This window comes from Paracoccus liaowanqingii (assembly GCF_004683865.2).
GTDB classification, from domain to species: domain Bacteria; phylum Pseudomonadota; class Alphaproteobacteria; order Rhodobacterales; family Rhodobacteraceae; genus Paracoccus; species Paracoccus liaowanqingii.
On the sequence record NZ_CP040761.1, the window covers coordinates 21256 to 40691 of the forward strand.

Consider the following 19436-nt stretch of genomic DNA (forward strand, 5'->3'; position numbering starts at 1 on the left):
CGGAATCATCTTGCCTAACTGGTATGATGACATGATAAAGAGAAGGACATGTCAAGCGCGGAGGAGGGGCGGATGACGGATCGCCGGAACGGGCTGCGCATCGCCTGGCTGGGGGACGACTTCACCGGCTCGGCGGCGGTGATGGAGGTGCTGGCCTTCGCGGGCCTGCCCTCGGTCCTGTTCACCCAAGTCCCCGGGCCGGACCTGCTGGCGCGCTTCGCCGATGTCGCGGGCCTGGGGATCGCCACCACGGCGCGGGCCGAGGGTCCGGACTGGATGGCCGCGCACCTGCCCGGGCTGTTCCGCGCGCTGGACGCGCTGGACCCGGCGCTGATCCATTACAAGATCTGCTCGACCTTCGATTCCGCGCCCCATGCCGGCTCGATCGGGGCGGCGATCGCGGCGGGGCTGGCGGTACGCCCGTCGGAGGCGGTGGCCCTGCTGACCGCGGCGCCCGCGATGCGGCGCTATCAGGCCTTCGGGCATCTGTTCGCGGGCGCGCCGGGCGGGGTGTTCCGGCTAGACCGGCATCCGGTGATGGCCCACCACCCGGTCACGCCGATGGCTGAATCGGACCTGCTGGCGCATCTGGCGGCGCAGACCGACCTGCCCGGCGCGCTGATCGATCTGGAGGCGCTGGCCACGGATCCCCAGGCCCGGCTGGAGGCCGCGCTGGCGGGCGGCGCCCGCATCCTGTCGATCGACAGCATGGAGCCCGGCAGCGAGGCCGCGGCGGGCGCGCTGATCTGGCACAACCGTGCCCGCATGGGGCTGGTCGCGGGCAGCCAAGGCGTCGAATACGCGCTGGTCCGGCACTGGCAGCGGACAGGCGAGATCCCGACCGCCGCGCCGCCGGGATCGGCGGGGGCGGTGGACCGCATCGCGGTCGTGTCGGGCTCGGTCTCGCCGGTGACCGCGGCGCAACTGGCCTGGGCGGAGGGCCGGGGCTTCGCGCTGCTGCCCTTCGACGCCCGCGCCGCCTGCGGCAGCGAGGCCGCGCTGGAGGCCGAGGTCGCGTGCCTGACCCGCGCCGGGCTGGCGGCGGCCGAGGCGGGGCAGAGCCCGCTGATCCATTCCGCCGCCGGGCATCGGGGCGACCAGGTGGCGGCGTTCCGCCATGCGCTGGCCGCCAGCGGCATTGCGGCCGACATCGCGAACCGCCGCATCGGCGAGGCCTTGGGCCGGATCCTGGACCGGGTGCTGCGCGGGTCCGGGATCCGGCGGTCGGTGATCTCGGGCGGGGATACCTCGGGGCACGCGATGCGGCAGCTGGGGCTGCAGGCGCTGACGGCGCTGGCCCCCACGATCCCGGGCGCGGCCCTGTGCCGAGCCTTTGGCGACGGCCCGCATGACGGGCTGGAGATCGCCTTGAAGGGCGGCCAGATGGGGTCGCAGGATTATTTCGGCTGGATCCGCGACGGCGGCGGCCCCCGCAGAGGAACCCCGACATGAGCCAGCCGATGATCCGCGTCACCTACCGCATCGAGACCCCCGGCGATCCGCGGGCCCTTGCCGCCAAGATCGCCGCCGACCAGTCCACCGGCACCTTCACCGAATTGCCCGGAGAGACGGACGCCCTGCGCGCCCGCCATGCCGCCCGGGTCGAGGCGGTGACGATGCTGGAGCCCCTGCCCGCCCCCTCGCTGCCCGAGGCGGGCGGCCATCCCGGCCCCTTCCGCCGCGCCGAGGCGGTGATCGCCTATCCGCTGGACAGCATCGGCACCGACCTGGCGGCGCTGATGACGGTGACGCTTGGCGGGGTCTTCGCGGCGCGCGGGCTGACCGGCATCCGCATCCTGGACCTGGACCTGCCGCCCGACTTCGCCTGCCATCCGGGGCCGCAGTTCGGGATCGAGGGGTCGCGCCGCCTGACGGGGGTGGCCGAGGGTCCGATCATCGCCTCGATCATTAAGCCGTCGCTTGGGCTGACGCCCGAGGAAACCGCCGAGGTCGTGCGGACGCTCTGCGACGCGGGCGTCGACTTCATCAAGGACGACGAGAAGATGATGAACCCCGCCTATGCGCCGCTGGCCGCGCGGGTCGCGGCGATCATGCCGGTGATCCGGGACCACGAGCAGCGGACCGGCAAGCGGGTGATGTACGCCTTCGGCATCTCGGCCGCCGATCCCGACGTGATGATGCGCCACCACGATCATGTCGTGGCGCAGGGCGGCACCGCGGCGGTGATCAACATCAACTCGATCGGGGCGGGAGGGATGGCCTTCCTGCGCAAGCGGTCGGCGCTGTGCCTGCACGCCCATCGCAACGGGTGGGACCTGCTGACCCGGCATCCGGGCTTCGGCTACGATTTCCGCCCCTATCAGAAGATCTGGCGCTTGCTGGGCGTGGACCAGTTCCAGATCAACGGCATTGCCGCGAAATACTGGGAGGGGGACGACAGCTTCGTGCGCTCGTTTGCCGACGTGACGACGCCGATCTTCTCGGAGGCCGACCGGGCGCTGCCGGTGGTCTGTTCGGGCCAGTGGGGCGGGCAGGCCTTCGAGACCTGGCGCCGCACGGGGCGGACGCTGGACCTGATGTATCTGGGCGGCGGCGGCATCCACGGCCATCCCGGCGGCCCCGCCGCCGGGGTCCGCGCGATCCGCGCCGCATGGCAGGCCGCCAGCGAGGGCCTCACCCCCGATCAGGCCACCGCCCGGGATCCGGATCTGAAGGCGGCCTATGACCTCTGGGGCGGCTGAGCCTTGACCAGAGGTTCGGCATCCAGCGCGCTTGTCATCTGGCCGCGCCGCTCGGCCAGCACGGCCTGCAGGTTCGACAGCAGGATGATGCCGCCGCCCAGGAAGACCCACAGGTCGATCGCCTCGCCATAGGCATAGAACCCCACCACCGCCGCCATCGGCACGCGCAGGAAATCGATGGGGATGACGACCGAGGCCTCCAGCCGCTTCAGGGCCTGCGCCTGGCAGAAATGCGCCGACAGCGCGCCGATGCCCGCGACCAGCATCCACGGCACGTCGGTCACATGGACCGGGCGCCAGTCGGTCAGCGCCGCGATCAGGCCCAAAGGCAGCTGGATTAGGATCATCCAGACGACGATGGCCCCGGGCGAGCAATGCCCGGTCAGCCGCTTGACCATGATCAGCGACAGCCCGTAGCCGGCCGCCGCGATCAGGACCAACCCCGCCGCCGGATCGACCATGCCGATGCCAGGCCGCACGATGACCAGGACGCCGATGAACCCGCCCGCCGTGGCCAGCAGGCGCTGGCGGCTGACCTTCTCGCGCAGCAGAAGCCAGGCGAACAGCGTCACCCAGATGGGCATGGTGAATTCCAGCGCGAAGACCGAGGCCAAGGGCAGCAGCACGATGCCGATGGTCCAGAAATACTGCGCGGTGAAATGGACCACGTTGCGCGCCAGATGCAGCGGCACCTGCTGCATGCGCCGGATCTCGGGGAAGACCGCGCGCCCCACGGCCAGGATCACGAACAGCCCCACCAGCGCGCGGAAGAACAGCACCTGCCGGATCGACAGCGTCTCGGCCATCTCGCGCGAGCCCACGGACATGGCGATGAACGAGACCATGCTGAGGCCCATCCAGATCAGCCCCTGGGTGAAGGACGATCCGGGCAGGCTGCGGCCAAGGGTGGGGGTCGGGGACATGGGGGCACCTTCGATGCGGCTGCGGGCCCCTCTTCTTGCCCGGAAAGCAGGCAGAGGGAAGAGCCGGCGGCGCCTTTTGTACGCGCCTAGCCCGCGGGCCTGGGAAAGGGCCGGCTGAGGCCCCGCGCGCCCGCCAGACCGAAGCGCCACGGCAGGTCCTGCGCGCGGCTGATGCCGATGCGCGGACCCTGCAGCAGGCCGGGCCGGGCGTCGGACAGGACCAGCGCCAGATCGCCGCCGTCGAAGGGGGCGCCGTCATCCTCGGGGCGCAGCCCCAGGGCCTGGCTCAACCGCCCCGGGCCGCTGCACAAGGGCCCCTGCCCGCGGCGGGCGCGCATCGCCTCCAGCCCCTGGATGGGCTCCAGCGCGCGGATCAGCACCGCCTCGCCGGGCAGGCCCACCACGTTCAGGCACAGGTGGATCCCGTAGGAGCGATAGACATAGGCGTGCCCCGCCGGCCCGAACATCGCGGCGTTGCGGGGCGTGGGCCCCCGGAAACTGTGCGAGGCGGGGTCGTCCCGGGCATAGGCCTCGGTCTCGATGATCACACCGCCGGCGCCCCGGACGCTCAGCCGCGCGCCGATCAGGCGGCGGGCCAGATCGACCGCGCCAAGGCCGGCGATGGCGGGGGACAGGGGCGGGGCGGGCATGGGGCGGTCCTTGCGACGGAAGATGCGCGACCCTGCCCCGGATCGGCGGCAGGGACCATGCCCCCCGGCGCCGCCCTTGCCATGCTGCACCGCGGCGGGGCGGCCCTGCCCGTCCCGGATGCAGGGCCCGCGGATGCCGCCCCATCGGGCCCGAACGCGGAACATATCCCGCGCTGATCGGTTGAAGGAGCTGACAATTCCGGGAGTGCCACATGACAGCGCAGAAGGTTTCGGCCGACCAGGCGACAGGACAGGCGGCCATATCAGGCAGCACCGACCCGCAGCTGATGGCACTTGCCGCCGAGCGGCTAGCCATCGAAGGAGTCTCGATCGAGGTCGATGGCGGACGCTTTGCCGCCAAGGTCGTCGCGGGCCAGCCCTACGAGGTCGAGGCCGACATCTTTTCGGACGGCCATGACAGCATCGACGCGGTCGTGCTGTTCCAGCGCAAGGGCTCGGACGAGGTGGGCGAGACGCCGATGACCTTCGTCGAGAACGACCGCTGGACCGCCGATCTGACCCTGCCGGAGCCCGGCGACCACGAGGTTTCGATCCTCGCTTGGCGCGACCTGTTCCTGACCTGGCGCAAGGAAGTGGCCAAGAAGCACGCCGCCGGCCAGTCCATCGCGCTGGAACTGGAGGAAGGGCGCCAGCTTCTGTCCGCCGCCCTTGAAAGCGACGGCCGCGCCGACGAGGCCGGTCGCCAGACGATCACCGCGCTTCTGGGCGAGGATGCGGGCCAGCCCGCCTCCGAGGCCGATCACGAGGGGCTGCGCTTTGCCCGGCTTGGCGCCCCCGATGTCGTGGCGCTGATGCGCCGGATCGGGCCGCGCACCAACGCGACGCCCTACAGGTGGCTGCCGGTCTTCGCCGACCGCGAGGCCGCCGCTGTCAGCGCGTGGTACGAGCTGATGCCCCGGTCGCAATCGGGCAGCATGGACCGCCACGGCACCTTCGACGACGTGATCGGCCGCCTGCCCTATATCCGCGATCTGGGCTTCGACGTGCTGTACTTCCCGCCGATTCACCCGATCGGCAAGACCAACCGCAAGGGCCGCAACAACACGCTGACGCCCGCGGACGACGATCCCGGCAGCCCCTATGCCATCGGCGCGCCCGAGGGCGGGCATGACGCGCTGCATCCCGAACTGGGCAGCTTCGACGATTTCGCCCGGCTGGTCTCGGCCGCCCGCGACCACGGGCTGGAGATCGCGCTGGACTTCGCCATCCAGTGCTCGCCCGATCACCCGTGGATCCGCGAACACCCCGAATGGTTCGACTGGCGCCCCGACGGCACCATCAAGTTCGCTGAGAACCCGCCCAAGAAGTACGAGGACATCGTCAACGTCCATTTCTATCGCGGCGCCCTGCCCGACCTGTGGATCGCGCTGCGCGACATCGTGCTCTTCTGGGTGGACAAGGGCGTGCGCATCTTCCGCGTGGACAACCCGCACACCAAGCCCTTTCCCTTCTGGGAATGGATGATCGCCGAGGTGCGCGCCAAGGATCCCGGCGTGATCTTCCTGGCCGAGGCCTTCACGCGGCCCAAGGTCATGGCGCGTCTGGCCAAGGTGGGCTTCTCGCAGAGCTATTCCTACTTCACCTGGCGCAACACCAAGGACGAGCTGACGGAATACCTGACCGAGCTGACCGCGACCGACGTGCGCCACATCATGCGCCCGAACTTCTTCGTGACGACGCCCGACATCAACCCGCGCTTCCTGCATGCCAGCGGGCGGCCCGGCTTCCGCACGCGCCTGGTGCTGGCAGCCACGCTTGGCGGCAATTACGGCATCTACAACGGCTACGAGATCTGCGAGGCCGCCGCGGTGCCGGGCAAGGAGGAGTTCCTGGATTCCGAGAAGTACCAGATCCGGGTCTGGGACATGGACCAGCCGGGCAACATCCAGGACGACATCCGGCTGATGAACCGCCTGCGCCACGAGCATCCGGCCCTGCGGCAGTTCACCGACCTGACCTTCTACGAGGCCGACAGCGACCATGTGCTGGCCTATGGCAAACAGGCGGGCGACGATTTCGTGCTGGTCCATGTCAACCTGGACCCGCATAACGCACACGAGTTCCGGCTGGAGGTTCCCCTGTGGAAGTTTGGCCTGCCCGACGAGGCCTCAATCGAGGTCCGCGATCTGATCAACGGCAACAGCTTCACCTGGCACGGCAAGTACCAGTGGCTGACGCTTGAACCTGACACCCGGCCCTATGCGGTCTGGCAGCTGATTGCCCCGGGGGTGGCATGCTGATGAATATTCCGAACGACCAGAAGACCCAGAGCCAGTTCGCCGTCCGCGGCGGCGTCGACCGCGACGTTGCCGACTGGTACAAGGACGCCGTCATCTATCAGCTGCACATCAAGGCGTTCATGGATTCGAACGGCGACGGCATCGGCGACTTCGCCGGCCTGATGCAGCGGCTGGACTATGTGCAGGAGCTGGGGGTCACGGCCATCTGGCTCTTGCCCTTCTATCCCTCGCCCCTGCGCGACGACGGCTACGACATCGCCGACTATCGCTCGATCAACCCGTCCTATGGCGCGATGAAGGACTTCAAGGCCTTCGTGGCCGAGGCGCATCGGCGCGGCATCCGGGTGATCACCGAGCTGGTCATCAACCACACCAGCGACCAGCATCCCTGGTTCCAGAAGGCCCGCCACGCCAAGCCCGGCTCGGCGGCGCGCGACTTCTATGTCTGGTCGGACACCGACGAGAAATGGCCCGAGACGCGGATCATCTTCCTGGACACCGAGCGGTCGAACTGGACCTGGGACCCGGTCGCGGGGGCCTATTACTGGCACCGCTTCTATTCCCACCAGCCCGACCTGAACTTCGACAACCCCAAGGTTCTGAACGAAGTCCTTAAGGTCATGCGCATGTGGCTGGAGATGGGCGTCGACGGGCTGCGGCTGGACGCGATCCCCTATCTGGTCGAGCGCGACGGCACCAACAACGAGAACCTGCCCGAGACGCATGATGTCCTCAAGGCGATCCGCGCCGATCTGGACAAGCATTTCCCCGACCGGATGCTGCTGGCCGAGGCCAACCAGTGGCCCGAGGACACGCGTCCCTATTTCGGGGACGGCGACGAATGCCACATGGGCTTCCACTTCCCGCTGATGCCGCGCATGTACATGGCGCTGGCGCAGGCGGATCGCCACCCGATCACCGACATCATCCGCCAGACGCCCGAGATCCCGGAAAACTGCCAGTGGGGCATCTTCCTGCGCAACCATGACGAGCTGACGCTGGAAATGGTGACGTCGGAGGAACGCGACTACCTGTGGCAGACCTATGCCGCCGACACGCGCGCGCGGATCAACCTTGGGATCCGGCGCCGGCTGGCGCCCCTGATGCAGAACGACCGGCGCAAGATCGAGTTGATGAACTCGATGCTGCTGTCCATGCCTGGCACGCCGATCATGTATTACGGCGACGAGATCGGCATGGGCGACAACTATTACCTTGGCGACCGCGACGGCGTGCGCACGCCGATGCAGTGGTCGGGCGACCGCAATGCGGGCTTCTCGACCGCCAAGCCGCAGCAGCTGTACCTGCCCGCCATCATCGACGGCGTCTATGGCCATCAGGTCATCAACGTCGAGGCGCAGGCCGACGACCCCTCGTCGCTCCTGAACTGGATGCGGCGCATGATCAATGTGCGCAAGCAGCACCCGGCCTTCGGTCGGGGCACGATGACGCTTCTGTATCCGCGCAACCGCAAGGTGCTGGCCTACATCCGCGAACACGAGGACCGCGCCTATCTGTGCGTGGCCAACCTGTCGGATGCCGCGCAGGCGGCGCAGCTGGACCTGTCGCGCCACCGCGACAAGGTGCCGGTCGAACTGACCGGGCGCTCGGCCTTCCCGCCGATCGGCGATCTGCCCTACATGCTGACGCTGCCGGCCTACGGCTTCTACTGGTTCGCGCTTGGCACGGCCGAGGACATGCCGTCCTGGCACGAGCAGCTGCCCGACATCCTGCCGGAATTCATGACCCTGACCACGCGGGACGGCCATGTGCAGACCGCGCTGAAGGGCCGCGAGGGCACCCAGTTCCAGAACGACGTGCTGCCGCAATGGCTGCCGCTGCAGCGCTGGTTCGGGGCCAAGGACACGGCCATCTCGGGCGTGAAGATGACCTCGCTCGGCCAGATCGAGGCCGACCACGCGCTGGTCTCCATCGATGTCGAACTGGAGGACGGCACCCACAGCTACTTCCTGCCGCTCTCCGCGCGGTGGGGGGACGAGAACCTGCGTCCCGGCGCGCCCAAGCTGTCCTACACGCTTGGCAAGATCCGCCACACCTCGCGCGTCGGCGCGCTAGTGGATGGTGCCTATGACGAGCGCCTGCCGCAGATGCTGCTGGACCTGATGCGCGACGAGGCGACCAAGGGCGACCTGCGCTTCTCGGGCAGCGAGACGTTGCGCGGGATCCTCGATCCGGGCGAGCCGCGCCAGCTGGGCGTGGAACAGTCCAATATCTCGATCGCGTTCAGCGACCAGGTGATCCTGAAGCTGTATCGCCGGTTGCGCAGCGGGCGCCAGCCCGATGTCGAGGTCGCGCGCTTCCTGACCGAGACGGCGGGCTATGCCCATACCCCGCGCTATCTGGGCCAGCTGGTCCATGACGGCGACGAGGAGACCGTGCTGGCCGCCGCCTTCGCCTTCGTCGCCAATCGCGGCGATGCCTGGACCGGCGTGCTGGATGCCCTGATGCTGGAATACAACGAGCACGAGGCCTGGCCGTCCGAGCAGGAGCCCCAGATCGATCAGACCGCCTTCGACTTCCCGCTGAGCATCGCCTCGCTTCTGGGCGAGCGCACGGCGCAGCTGCACAAGGCCTTGGCGACACGGACCGACGATCCGGACTTCCAGACCGAGGATCTGACGGCGGACCACCTGAAGGCCTGGGTCTCGGCCGCCGAGGACGAGGCCACCGCGCTGCTGTCGCGGCTGGAGCAGGCCGAAAGCCAGCTGCCCGCCGAGGCCGCGCCCTTGGCGCGCGCCGTGCTGGACCGGCGCGACGACCTGCTGGCGCGCATCCGTGCCGCGGGCCGGATCGAACCCTCGGGCAGCCTGTCGCGCATCCATGGCGACTATCACCTAGGGCAGGTCCTGCTGGCCCAGAACGACGTGGCGATCATCGACTTCGAGGGCGAGCCGTCGCGGACCCTGGACGAACGCCGCGCCAAGTCCTCGCCGCTGCGCGACGTGGCGGGCATGCTGCGGTCCTTCGACTATGCCGCGCTGTCGGTCATCGCGCGCCACCGCAACGATCCCCCCGCCGGGGCCGAGCGGGCCTCCGCCCGGATCGAGGCCTGGCGCAAGTCGGCCGTGGCCGACTTCCTTGCGGCCTATCGCAGCCAGATCGAGGGCGCGGCCAACGTGCCCGCGACCCCCGAGGCGACGCAGGCCCTTCTGGACCTGTTCCTGCTGCAGAAAGCCGTTTACGAAACCGGATACGAGCTGGGGAACCGCCCGACCTGGGTGGGCCTGCCCCTGCGCGGCATCCTCGACCTGCTGGACGAGGCATCATGAACGACTCCGCCATCCTGAACGACGCCCCCGCCACCTCGGACATCGAGGCGATCCTGCGCGGCAACCACCACGACCCCTTCGCGGTGCTCGGCCGCCATCACGGGACGCTGCGGGTCTTCTCTCCGCAGGCGGCCGAGGTCACGGCCCTGTCGCCCTCGGGCGAGGTGCCCCTGCAGCGCATCCATCCCGAGGGGTTCTTCACCGGCCCGGCCCCCGAGGGCGCCTATCGCCTGCGGATGCGGGCGGGCGAGAACACCTGGGAGGCCGAGGATCCCTATCGCTTCGGCCCCGTCATGGGCGAGATGGACGAGTACCTTCTGGCCGAGGGCAGCCACCGGCGCCTCTATGGCAAGCTGGGCGCCCATCCGGTGACCCATGAGGGCGTCGAGGGCGTGGCCTTCGCGGTCTGGGCGCCCAATGCCCGCCGCGTCAGCGTGGTCGGTCCCTTCAATGCCTGGGACGGCCGCCGCCACCCGATGCGCAAGCGCATCGGCCCGGGCATCTGGGAGCTGTTCGTCCCCGGCATCGGCCGCGGCGAGACCTACAAGTACGAGATCGTCAGCGCCCACGGCGAACGCCTGCCCCTGAAGACCGACCCGGTGGGCTTTTCCCAGGAACAGCCGCCCGAGACCGCCTCGATCGTCGAGGGCCTGAACCGGCACGAATGGCAGGACGGCGACTGGATGTCGGTGCGCGCCGCGCGGCAGGACCGCAAGGCGCCCATCTCGATCTACGAGGTGCATCTGGGATCCTGGCGCCGTGGCGCCGAGGCCGAGATCCTGGACTATGACACGATGGCCGACCTGCTGGTCCCCTATGTGACGCGCATGGGCTTCACCCATATTGAGTTCCTGCCGGTCAGCGAGCATCCCTTCACCGGATCCTGGGGCTATCAGCCCGTGGGCCTGTTTGCGCCCACCAGCCGCTTCGGCGATCCCGAGGCCTTCGCCCGTCTGGTCGACCGGCTGCACGCGGCCGAGATCGGCGTGATCTTGGACTGGGTGCCCGCGCATTTCCCCTCGGACGCGCATGGTCTGGCCCGGTTCGACGGCACGTCGCTGTACGAGCATGCCGATCCGCGCCAAGGGTTCCACCAGGACTGGAACACGCTGATCTACAATTTCGGCCGCCGCGAAGTGTCGAACTTCCTGCAGTCCAGCGCGCTCTATTGGCTGGACCGCTTCCATGTCGATGCGCTGCGCGTCGATGCGGTCGCCTCGATGCTGTATCTGGACTATTCGCGCAAGGATGGCGAATGGGTCCCCAATGAGTTCGGCGGCAACGAGAACCTCGAGGCGATCAGCTTCCTCAAGGACGTGAACGAGCGCGTGCGCCAGGACCATCCCGGCGCCATCACCATCGCCGAGGAATCGACCGCCTTCCCGAAGGTCAGCCGCCCTGTGAACGACGGCGGGCTGGGGTTCAACTTCAAGTGGAACATGGGCTGGATGCACGACACGCTCGGCTATTTCCGGCGCGATCCGCTGCACCGCAAGCATCACCAGCATGATCTGACCTTCGGCCTCGTCTATGCCTTCTCCGAGGATTTCGTCCTGCCGCTGAGCCATGACGAGGTCGTCCACGGCAAGGGATCCCTGATCCGGCAGATGGCGGGCGACCGCTGGCAGAAATTCGCGAACCTGCGGGCCTATTTCGGCTTCATGTGGACGCAGCCCGGCAAGAAGCTGATCTTCATGGGCGGCGAGTTCGCGCAGGACCGCGAATGGAACCACGACCAGTCGTTGGACTGGCACCTGCTGGAGGATCCCATGCACGAGGGGGTCCAGTCGCTGGTGGCCGACCTGAACCGCGTCTATCGCGACCAGCCCGCGCTGCACCGGCTGGATTGCGACCCGGCGGGCTTCGAATGGATCGATGCCAGCGATACCGAGAATTCGGTGCTGGTCTATCTGCGCAAGTCCGACGACGACGCGCCGCCCTGTCTGGTGATCTGCAACCTGACGCCCACGCCGCATCACGACTATCGCGTCGGCGCGCCCCTGCCCGGGCTGTGGCGCGAGGTGATGAACACGGACGAGGCGCGCTATGGCGGCTCGAACCTGGGCAACCACGGGCTGGTGGCGACGGATGAGGCGCCGTGGCACGGGCGGGATCAGTCCCTGTCCCTGACCCTGCCGCCGCTGTCGACCATCATCCTGGTGCCGGAGGCCGCCGCGTGAGCGAGCTTCACGACAGGGCCCTGCGCGCCGGGATCCAGCCCGACTATCAGGGCATGGGCGGCGAGGTCCATCAGGCGCCCGACGCCACGCTGGAGAGCCTTCTGAAGGCCCTTGGCGCCGAGAGCGGCGCGGTTGCCTCCGGCAACCACGCGCTGGAGGCCTATGTCGGCACCCGCTGCCATCTGCCCGAGACGGGCGAGCGGCCGTGGGGCGTGGCGCTGCAGCTGTATCAGCTGCGCTCGGCCCGCAACTGGGGGATCGGCGATTTCGGCGATCTGGCGCAGCTGGCGGGCACCCTGGGTGCGGCGGGGGCCGATTTCATCGGCCTCAACCCGCTGCACGCGCTGTTCCTGGCCAATCCGGCGCATTGCAGCCCCTTCTCGCCCTCGAACCGGCGGTTCCTGAACCCGCTCTATATCGCGGTGGACCGGGTGCCGGGCTTTACGCCCGACATGGCCGACCCCGCGCGGGTTGCAGCATTGCAGCAGGCGCCGCTGGTCGATTACCCGGGCGTCGCGGCCCTGAAGCTTGAGGTGCTGCAGCGCCTGTGGCAGGTGGCGGGCAGCCCCGATGCCGCACCCGGGGTGCTGGCGCAGGGCGGCGACGACCTGCAACGCCATGCGCTGTTCGAGGCAATCTCGGCCCGGATGGTCGCGCAGGGACATGGTGCGGGCTGGCGCGACTGGCCCGCCGACTGGCAAGATGCGACCGGCGAGACCGTGGCGCGGTTCGTTCTGGACCATCCCGCCGAGGCACGGTTCCATCGCTGGCTGCAAGGTCTGGCGCATGAGCAGCTGGATCAGGCCCGCGCGGCCTGCGACCAGGCGGGCATGTCGATCGGGCTCTATCTGGACTTCGCGGTGGGCGAGGCGGCGGACGGGTCGGGGGCCTGGGGCAACCCGATGGTCGTGCCCGGCATCCGCATCGGCGCGCCGCCCGACTATTTCAACGAGACCGGGCAGGACTGGGGCCTGGCGCCCCTGTCCCCGGTGGCGATGGCCGCCGACCGGGCGCGGCCCTTCGCGGACCTGATGGCGCAGGCCACCCGGCAGGCGGGCGCGCTGCGCATCGATCATGCGATGGGGCTGTGGCAGCTGTTCCTGATCCCGGGCGACGCGGGTCCGGCGCAGGGCACCTATGCCCGCTATCCGCTAGCCGACATGCTGCAGGGGCTGGCCGAGGCGTCGCGGGCGAACCGCACCATCGTCATCGGCGAGGATCTGGGCAATGTGCCGCCGGGCTTTCGCGAGGTGATGGACCAGGTGGGCATCCTGTCCTATCGCATCCTGCTGTTCGAGCGGACCGAGGACGGGTTCATCCCCCCTGCCGACTATCCCCGCGACGCGCTGGCCTGCCTGTCCACCCATGACCTGCCGACCTTCCAGGGCTGGTGGCGGGGCGACGACATCACCCTGCGCCACGGGCACGGGCTGATCGGCGACGCCGCGGCCGAGGAGCAGTCCGACAGCCGCCAGGTCGAGCGCGCGCAGCTGCTTGCCGATCTGACAAAGGCCGATTTGTGGACGGGCGAGATCCCGGATACCGACAGGGCGCCCGAGGATCTGGTCGCCGCCGTCCATGCCTGGCTGGCCACCGCGCCCTCGCGCCTCTTCGTGGTGCGGTTGGAGGACATCACCTCGGAGACCGTTCCGGTGAACATCCCCAGCACGACCAACCAGCATCCGAACTGGCAGAGCAAGCTGGGCGCGACCGTGGAACAGATCCCGACCCTGCCCCTGTTCGGCAAGATCGCCGAGAAGCTGCGCACGGCACGCCCCCGCGAGGGGTAGGCGCCACGCCCGATCGTCTGACATGACCGACCCCGCGCAGCCGATCCGGTTGCGCGGGGTTCTCGTTTGGCAGGGCCGTGGGTCAGATCGTCTCCAGCTGATCGACGGCGGCGCGGCAGGCCTCCTCGTCGCCCGCCGCCAAGGCGGCCTCTGCCTCGGCGATTAGCGCGGCGCGGTCGGGCATGGCGTCCGACGTCCCGGCAGACTCCATCGTCGCGGCGTCGTCCGAGATCATGTCGCCATCCGCCGCGACATCCGAGCCTGCGGTCGTGGTGTCATGGGGCATCTCGGTCGTCTCGACCTGATCGGCCACTTCCGCGGCTGTCGGTTCGCCCTCCTGCTGAGCGGCGACGTCTTGGCCCGAGGTGGCGACGGGGGTGCCGGGCTCGGCATCCGTGCCCTGCAGCGGCGCCAGCGATCCGTCCTGGATGATGCCGCCCTCGATCTCGCCGTCGTCGGACGCGGCCATGTCGTCGCCGTCCGCCGCCTCCATGCCATCCGAGGCCGCCATGTCCTCGTCGTCCGAGGCGGCCATGTCGCCTGCCGGGGCGGTGCCGCCGGCATCCGCGGCCGCCATGTCGTCCGAGGCTTCGTCCATCGGCGCGACCGACGCATCGCCCGCCGCGGCCTCGGGGGTTTCCAGCGGTGCCAGAGAGCCGTCCTTGGCGATGCCCTCGGTCCGTCCGGCGCCCGCATCCGCCGCGTGCAGGCGGGCCAGATCCTCGGCGCAGTCCGCCATCGCGGTCGTGCCGATCAGGGCCAGCGCACAGCTGGCCATCAAGGTGGTGTGCAGGTTCATGTGATCCTCCCAGATCCGCCCATCCTCCGGGCATGGGTCTGAAACCACGCCCGGTCATCGGATGTTCCCGGCCTCAGCCTTTAGGAGGACGCTCGGTTCAGTCCGGTTTGGCGGCGGTCACGCGCCAGATCACGTCGCCCACATCGTCGGCCACCAGCAGCGAGGCGCCGTCCGCGCCGATCGCCACGCCTACCGGGCGCCCGAAGGCGATCTTCTCGTCCGGCGACAGGAACCCCCACAAGATGTCGCGCGGCGGACCGGAGGGGCGCCCGCCCGAGAACGGCACGAAGATCACCCGGTATCCGCTGAGGGTCGAGCGGTTCCACGACCCGTGCTGGCCGATCACCATGCCCTCGGGGAAGCCCGGCAGCGTGCCCGCGGGCATCCAGCACAGGCCGAGCGATGCGGTATGCCCGCCAAGCGCATAGTCGGGGGTGATGGCGCGGGCGACCAGCTCGGCATCCTGCGCCACGCGGTCGTCCACCGTCTGGCCCCAGTAGCAATAGGGCCAGCCGTAGAACCCCCCTCCTTCACCGAGGTCAGGTAGTCGGGTGGCGTCTCGTCGCCCAGGCCGTCGCGTTCGTTCACCACCGTCCACAGCGCGCCGGACCCCGGCTCCCACGCCATGCCCACGGCATTCCTCAGCCCCGAGGCGAAGATGCGCGCCTGGCCGCTGGCCAGGTCCAGTTCCCAGATCGCGGCACGGCCCTCTTCGGCGGCCATGCCCTTGTCGCCGATATTGCTGAGCGATCCGACGCCCGCATAGATCCTGGTCCTGTCGGGCGAGACGATCAGGCTGCGCGTCCAGTGGCCGCCGGGCTTGAACTCGACCAGGCGGCGCCCCTCTCCGGTCAGCTGCGTGGCGCCGTCCCGATAGTCGAAGGCCACAATGCCGTCGGTGTTGCCGACATGGAAGGTGTCGCCCACCAGCGCCATGCCAAAGGGCTGGTTCTGCCCCGTGAGGAAATCATGGCGGATCTCGGCCACGCCGTCGCCGTCGGCGTCGCGCCACAGGCTGATGCGGTTGGCGCTTACGCCGATGGCCTTGGCGCGGCGCATGGTGGCCTGCGTCGCGTGATCCATCAGGGTCTTGGGCGGCGAGGGCTGTTCCTTGCTTTCGGCCACCAGCACGTCGCCATTGGGCAGGACCTCGATCCAGCGGGGATGGTCCAGACCCGTGGCGAAGGCGTTCACCGCCAGCCCCGGCGCGGCCGAGGGCACATGGCCCCGGGCCCAGCCCCCGGCGGTGGGCATCTTCAGCGTCATTATGCCCTGCTTGCGCGCCTCGGGGATCTGGGGTTCCTGCCCCACCGCCCGCGTCCGGGGGGCCCCGAAGCGCCGGATCGCCACCATCGTGCCGCCCACGAGGGCGGTCGCTTTCGCCATGAAGTCCATGTGTCGTCCCGCCTGTTCTGTTTTCGCACCTTAACCCCCTGCCCGGCAGGGTCAAATGGCGAAGGCGCACAGGGGGCGCCCGGGGCCTACCCCCCGGCGCGCCCGGCGGCTAGGATCGGCCCCGACAGCCGCAGCAAGGAGACGCCCGATGGCGAAATTCGTTCACAGCATGATCCGGGTCCTGGACGAGGCGCGCTCGGTCGCCTTCTACGACCGCGCCTTCGGCCTCGAGGTCGCCGAGCGGCTGGACTTCGACGAGTTCACGCTGATCTACCTGTCCAACCCCGAAAGCAGCTTCGAGCTGGAGCTGACGGTGAACAAGGCGCAGACCGAGCCCTATGCGCCGGGCACCGGCTATGGCCATGCGGCCTTCGTGGTCGAGGACGTGGACGCCGAACATGCGCGGTTCCAGGATCTCGGCTTGGCGCCGCGCAAGCTGGTCGACCTGACGCATCAGGGACAGGTCAAGGCGCGGTTCTTCTTCGTCCAAGACCCCGACGGCTACATGATCGAGGTGATCGGACGCGGCGGGCGCTTCGGCTGAGACGGGCGTTCAGGCGTCCGGGGCGCTCAGGCGTCCGGGGCGGTCTCGGGCGGGCGCGACGGGGGCAGCTTGAAGTTCCAGCCGATCACCGCGTTCAGGACCACGGCCCCGATCAGCGAATAGATCACCCGGTCCAGCGGCAGCACCGCCAGCGCCACCAGAAAGACCAGCGCGTCGAAGCACATCTGGAACCAGCCGGTGCGGAACCCCGTGCGCTCCTCGACCATCAGCGCCAGCACGCCCAGGCCCCCGGCCGAGGCGTTGTGGCGGAACAGCGCCAGCAGGCCCACCCCACAGCAGCTGCCCGCCAGGATCGCGGCCAGCAGCGGCGGCAGGGCCGCGAACTCGATCCAGCGGCCCAGAAGCGCGCTGGTGACCGAGATGCCCAGCACCGCCGCCACGGTCCGCAGCGTGAAGCTGCGGCTGCGGTGCCGCCAGGACAGCAGCAGGAAGGGCAGGCTGACCAGCAGGAAGACCAGCCCGAAATCCAGCGGCAGGACATAGGACAGCAGCACCGCCGCCCCCGCCGTCTGCCCCGTGGTCAGCGCCGCCGCCTTGAGGAAGGTGACCCCCAGGCTGGTCAGCAGGATCCCGAAGGCGATGCCCTGCAGGTCGTAGATGGTGACGGGCGGTCTGAGGGTCATCGGCGGGGCATCCTTGCAGCGCGCGGCGAGGGGGGTGATCGTGCCGGGACCGGCGGTGGCATTCGGGGGGCAGGGCGATCGGGGACCGCCCTGCCCGGGTCCTGTGCGGCGCGGCGGTGAACCGCCCCGCCGAGGCGCGTCAGCCCTGCCTGGCCATCCAGGCGTCGATGCCCGCCTGCGCGACCTGCTGGTCCTGCGCGGGGCTGCCCGACGAGATGCCGATGCCGCCCACGACCTCGTTCTGCCAGATGACCGGCAGGCCGCCGCCCACGACCATCAGCCGCCCCCCGATCGCCGAGGCGATGCCATAGGCGGGCTGGCCCGGCTGGCTGGCCGTGCCGTAGTCATGCGTGGCCTTCTTGGCGGCGGCGGCTGTGAAGGCCTTGTCGATGGCGATGGTGGACGAGGTGACCTTGCCGCCCTCCATCCGCTCGAAGGCGATCAGCTGGCCGCTCTCGTCGGTGATGGCGATGCACATCGGCACGCCGATCCGCCCGGCCTCGGCCGAGGCGCCCTCGATCAGGCTGCGGGCATCGTCCAGGTCCAGTCGCGTGACTGATTTCATGTGGGTGGTCCTTTTTCCTTGCAGCGCGCGGCCCGCACAGTGCGGGCCCCGGCGCGTCGTCGTTCGGGCGGCCACAACAACATCGCTTCGCGCCCCGCGTCCAGCCCCGGGCGTCAGGTTTCGCCCGCAATCACGACCAAGCCGCCCCGGACGACCACCGGAACCGGGTCCAGCCCGCACTCGGCGCCACCCACCGCCGCCCCCGTCGCGGCATCGAAGCGGGCACCATGCGCGCTGCACATCAGCATCGTCCCGCAGGCCGAGACGATCCGGTCGCGGCGATGGTCCAGCGGCAGATACTGGTGCGGGCAGGCATTCACAAAGGCCCGCAGGCCCCCGCCCGCCCGCAGGACCAGCAGCGGGAACGCCCCCGCCGGGCCGGCGACGGTCAGGGACAGCACCCTGTCCACCTGGTCCGCCGGGCAGACGGGTGTGCCCGGCGCGGGGGCCGAGGCATAGTCGGTCCAAGCCATGCCCCGGGCCTCAGCCCGGATCGGCGGGCACGGCGGTCAGGACGCCGCGGCGGAACTGATCCTCCTCGATGGATTCGAAGAGGGCGCGGAAATTCCCCTCTCCGAAGCCGTCATCGCCCTTGCGCTGGATGAACTCGAAGAAGATCGGGCCGATCACAGTCTTGGAAAAGATCTGCAGCAGGATCCGCGTCTCGCCGCCGCCCACGACCCCCTCGCCGTCGATCAGGATGCCGCGCGCCTTCATGCGGTCGATGGGCTCGTCATGGTCGGTGACCCGCTTGTGCGACATCTGGTAATAGGTGTCGGGGGGGCCGGGCATGAACTGCATCCCCGCATCCGCGATCCGGTCGGTGCCGCCATAGATGTCGTTGGTGGCGATGGCGATGTGCTGGATGCCCTCGCCCTTGTAGGCGCGCAGGTATTCCTCGATCTGGCTGTGATCGTCGGTGGATTCGTTGATCGGGATGCGGATCTTGCCGTCCGGAGAGGTCAGCGCCCGGCTGACCAGCCCCGTCTGCCGGCCCTTGATGTCGAAGAAGCGGATCTCGCGGAAATTGAACGTGTCGTGGTAGAAGCGGTACCAGGTGTCCATGTTGCCGCGGATCACGTTGTGGGTCAGGTGGTCCAGATAATAGAAGCCGAAGCCCTCGGGGCGCGGATCGGGTTCGTCCAGCCAGTCGTAATCGGCCGCATAGGCGCTGCCCGTGTCGCGATAGCGGTCGATAAAGTACAGAAGCGAGCCGCCGATGCCGAGGACGGCGGGCGCCTCGATCGACTTGCCGGGGCCGGTATATTCGGTGGCGCCCAGATCCAGCGCGCGGCGCAAGGCCACCTGCGCATCGACCACCCGCCAGGCCATCGCGGGCGCGCAGGGGCCGTGTTCGGCCACGAAGCCCGCCGCATGGCTGTCGGGATCGGCGTTCAGCAGATAGTTGATGTCGCCCTGCCGATAGAGCGTGATGCCGCGCCGCTTGTGCCGCGCCACGGGGACAAAGCCCATCTGGCGGAAGATGCGGTCCAGCACCTGCGGGTCGGGATGGGCGTATTCGACGAATTCGAACCCGTCGGTCCCGGCGGGGTTCGCGTCGCTGATGACGGCCTTCGGCCCGTCATGCGGAAAGGGTCCCATGATGTCCTCCTTGGTTCGTGCCGGGGCCAAGGATGCCACAGGGCGGGTGCAAACGGCTTGCGTTCGGCGCCGATCCGGGGTCCGATCCGCA

The 19436-nt window shown here is 69.3% G+C and carries 14 protein-coding genes and 1 pseudogene; 7 read left to right on the forward strand and 8 right to left on the reverse strand.

Features of this window, described 5'->3' with window-relative positions; genetic code table 11:
* The first annotated feature begins 48 nt into the window (after positions 1 to 48).
* Together E4191_RS17665 and oiaX are read left to right on the forward strand one after the other, a co-directional pair.
* Positions 49 to 1452 (forward strand): four-carbon acid sugar kinase family protein, encoded by a 1404-nt coding sequence (locus E4191_RS17665; protein ID WP_228461833.1) that lies wholly within the window; start codon positions 49 to 51, stop codon positions 1450 to 1452.
* An 8-nt stretch (positions 1453 to 1460) separates the two neighbouring features.
* Entirely contained in the window at positions 1461 to 2702 is a 1242-nt protein-coding gene (gene oiaX / locus E4191_RS17670) for a 3-oxo-isoapionate-4-phosphate decarboxylase OiaX (protein ID WP_139615917.1), read from the forward strand.
* Here the strand turns inward: oiaX and E4191_RS17675 are convergent.
* The gene (locus tag E4191_RS17675; protein WP_139615780.1) at positions 2681 to 3625 is read right to left on the reverse strand and encodes a DMT family transporter; all 945 of its coding nucleotides are present in this window, start codon (positions 3623 to 3625) and stop codon (positions 2681 to 2683) included. The two genes, oiaX and E4191_RS17675, sit on opposite strands and share 22 nt — an antisense overlap.
* Before the next feature lie 86 nt (positions 3626 to 3711).
* Entirely contained in the window at positions 3712 to 4275 is a 564-nt protein-coding gene (locus tag E4191_RS17680; RefSeq protein ID WP_135816920.1) for a DNA-3-methyladenine glycosylase, read from the reverse strand.
* A gap of 287 nt (positions 4276 to 4562) precedes the next feature.
* On the opposite strand from E4191_RS17680, the gene E4191_RS17685 reads away from it, so the two are divergent.
* The 4 genes from E4191_RS17685 to malQ are packed head-to-tail and all read left to right on the forward strand — an operon-like array spanning position 4563 to position 13796.
* Complete coding sequence (locus E4191_RS17685; protein WP_139615918.1) at positions 4563 to 6536, forward strand: alpha-1,4-glucan--maltose-1-phosphate maltosyltransferase; 1974 nt, start codon at positions 4563 to 4565, stop codon at positions 6534 to 6536.
* A complete protein-coding gene (treS, locus tag E4191_RS17690) occupies positions 6530 to 9826 on the forward strand; it encodes a maltose alpha-D-glucosyltransferase (RefSeq protein ID WP_228461834.1) in 3297 nt (1098 codons plus the stop codon). The genes E4191_RS17685 and treS overlap by 7 nt, the downstream gene beginning before the upstream one ends.
* Complete coding sequence (gene glgB, locus E4191_RS17695; RefSeq protein ID WP_139615781.1) at positions 9823 to 12006, forward strand: 1,4-alpha-glucan branching protein GlgB; 2184 nt, start codon at positions 9823 to 9825, stop codon at positions 12004 to 12006. The genes treS and glgB overlap by 4 nt, the downstream gene beginning before the upstream one ends.
* On the forward strand, positions 12003 to 13796 hold the full coding sequence (malQ, locus tag E4191_RS17700; RefSeq protein ID WP_228461835.1) for a 4-alpha-glucanotransferase: 1794 nt from the start codon (positions 12003 to 12005) through the stop codon (positions 13794 to 13796). Before glgB ends, malQ begins: the two co-directional genes overlap by 4 nt.
* A gap of 82 nt (positions 13797 to 13878) precedes the next feature.
* Here malQ and E4191_RS17705 read toward each other — a convergent pair whose 3' ends face one another.
* Both E4191_RS17705 and E4191_RS17710 read right to left on the reverse strand, forming a co-directional pair.
* Complete coding sequence (locus tag E4191_RS17705) at positions 13879 to 14595, reverse strand: hypothetical protein (RefSeq protein ID WP_139615782.1); 717 nt, start codon at positions 14593 to 14595, stop codon at positions 13879 to 13881.
* A 97-nt stretch (positions 14596 to 14692) separates the two neighbouring features.
* Positions 14693 to 15990, reverse strand: a pseudogene (locus E4191_RS17710) (PQQ-dependent sugar dehydrogenase).
* Positions 15991 to 16138: 148 nt separating this feature from the next.
* Between E4191_RS17710 and E4191_RS17715 the strand changes: the two are divergent.
* Entirely contained in the window at positions 16139 to 16534 is a 396-nt protein-coding gene (locus E4191_RS17715; RefSeq protein ID WP_135816925.1) for a VOC family protein, read from the forward strand.
* Between the two features lie 26 nt (positions 16535 to 16560).
* Here the strand turns inward: E4191_RS17715 and E4191_RS17720 are convergent, their stop codons facing one another.
* The 4 genes from E4191_RS17720 to hppD form a co-directional block, all read right to left on the reverse strand.
* Positions 16561 to 17178 (reverse strand): YitT family protein, encoded by a 618-nt coding sequence (locus E4191_RS17720; protein ID WP_139615783.1) that lies wholly within the window; start codon positions 17176 to 17178, stop codon positions 16561 to 16563.
* Between the two features lie 139 nt (positions 17179 to 17317).
* Positions 17318 to 17743 carry a GlcG/HbpS family heme-binding protein gene (locus E4191_RS17725; protein ID WP_139615784.1) on the reverse strand — a complete coding sequence of 142 codons (426 nt, stop codon included), beginning with the start codon at positions 17741 to 17743 and terminating at the stop codon, positions 17318 to 17320.
* A 113-nt stretch (positions 17744 to 17856) separates the two neighbouring features.
* The gene (locus E4191_RS17730) at positions 17857 to 18216 is read right to left on the reverse strand and encodes a Rieske (2Fe-2S) protein (RefSeq protein ID WP_139615785.1); all 360 of its coding nucleotides are present in this window, start codon (positions 18214 to 18216) and stop codon (positions 17857 to 17859) included.
* 10 nt (positions 18217 to 18226) lie between these two features.
* On the reverse strand, positions 18227 to 19345 hold the full coding sequence (hppD, locus tag E4191_RS17735; protein ID WP_139615786.1) for a 4-hydroxyphenylpyruvate dioxygenase: 1119 nt from the start codon (positions 19343 to 19345) through the stop codon (positions 18227 to 18229).
* Positions 19346 to 19436 lie beyond the last annotated feature (91 nt).